This window comes from Mesorhizobium sp. WSM4845, from assembly GCF_055811455.1.
In genome coordinates this window covers 1-1,358 of the sequence record NZ_JBVVQA010000077.1, presented here as the reverse complement: position 1 = coordinate 1,358, position 1,358 = coordinate 1, and the positions used below count along the sequence as shown (strand labels likewise).

1 pseudogene is annotated in these 1,358 nt (G+C 65.9%); it reads left to right on the top strand.

Annotation, left to right across the window (positions count from 1 at the left end):
• Positions 1–155: 155 nt before the first annotated feature.
• Positions 156–1,354 (top strand): annotated as a pseudogene (locus tag AC0L2C_RS34060) (IS256 family transposase).
• Positions 1,355–1,358 lie beyond the last annotated feature (4 nt).

The window sequence follows — 1,358 nt, the reverse complement described above, 5'->3', positions numbered from 1 at the left end:
GGGTCGTGTCCCACCGCGTGGTGTAGGTCGGCGATAGCGAAGCCGCTCGCGAGCGCCCTCAACAGCGCTGTAGCGAGCGAGCGGCGCAGCGGCGGTCATCGATGTTCTTCGGTAGGGTTGGGTTGCTGACACAACCTGATTCGAAGGAACCACCGATGACCAACGACATGATGAACCTGCGCACGCTCGTAGAGAAGACCCCCGATGCCGATATCCTGCGCGAGATGATCGGCTTTGCCGCCGAGCGGCTGATGGAGCTGGAGGTGGGCGCCGCCACCGGCGCGGCCCATGGCGAGAAGAACCCACTGCGGCTTGTCCAGCGCAACGGCTACCGCGACAGAGACTGGGAGACGCGGGCCGGCACCGTCGAGCTGCGCATCCCCAAGCTCAGGAAGGGCTCTTACTTCCCGAGCTTCCTTGAGCCGCGGCGCATGGCCGAGAAGGCGCTGATCGCCGTCATCCAGGAGGCCACGTCCAGGGTATCTCGACGCGCTCGGTCGACGACCTGGTCAAGGCGATGGGCATGAGCGGCGTCTCCAAGAGCCAGGTCAGCCGGCTGTGCGAGGAGATCGACGGCAAGGTGAAGGCCTTCCTCGACCGGCCCATCGAGGGCGACTGGCCCTATCTGTGGATCGATGCCACCTACCTGAAGGTGCGCCGCGGCGGACGCATCGTCTCGGTCGCCGTCATCATCGCCGTCGGTGTCAACGCAGACGGCCGGCGCGAAGTGCTGGGCATGGAGGTCGGCACGTCTGAGGCCGAGCCGATCTGGACGGAGTTTTTGCGCAAGCTGACCCGCCGCGGCCTGCGCGGCGTCAAGCTCGTCGTTTCCGATGCCCATGAAGGCATCAAGGCGGCCGTCACCAAGGTGCTGTGCGCGACATGGCAGCGCTGCCGGGTCCATTTCATGAGGAACGTGCTGGCGCATGCCGGCAAGAGCGGCCGCCGCGTCGCCTCGGCCTTCATCGCCACCGCCTTCGCCCAGGAGACGGCCGAGGCCGCCAGCACCCAATGGCGCGCCGTTGCCGACCAGATCCGGCCGAAGGTGCCCAAGCTCGCCACCATCATGGACGACGCCGAGCCCGACGTGCTTGCCTACATGACCTTCCCCAAGGAGCACCGTGCCAAGCTGCATAGCACCAACCCGATCGAGCGCCTCAACGGCGAGATCAAGCGCAGGACCGAGGTCGTCGGCATCTTCCCCAATGACGATGCCATAGTCCGTCTCGTCGGCGCCCTCCTGCTCGAACAGAATGATGAATGGGCCGTGCAGCGGGCGCGCTACATGACCCTTGAGACCATCAGCCAGATGAGCGATGATCCGCTCATCAGCCTGCCGGCAGTGGCGCGCTGATCAG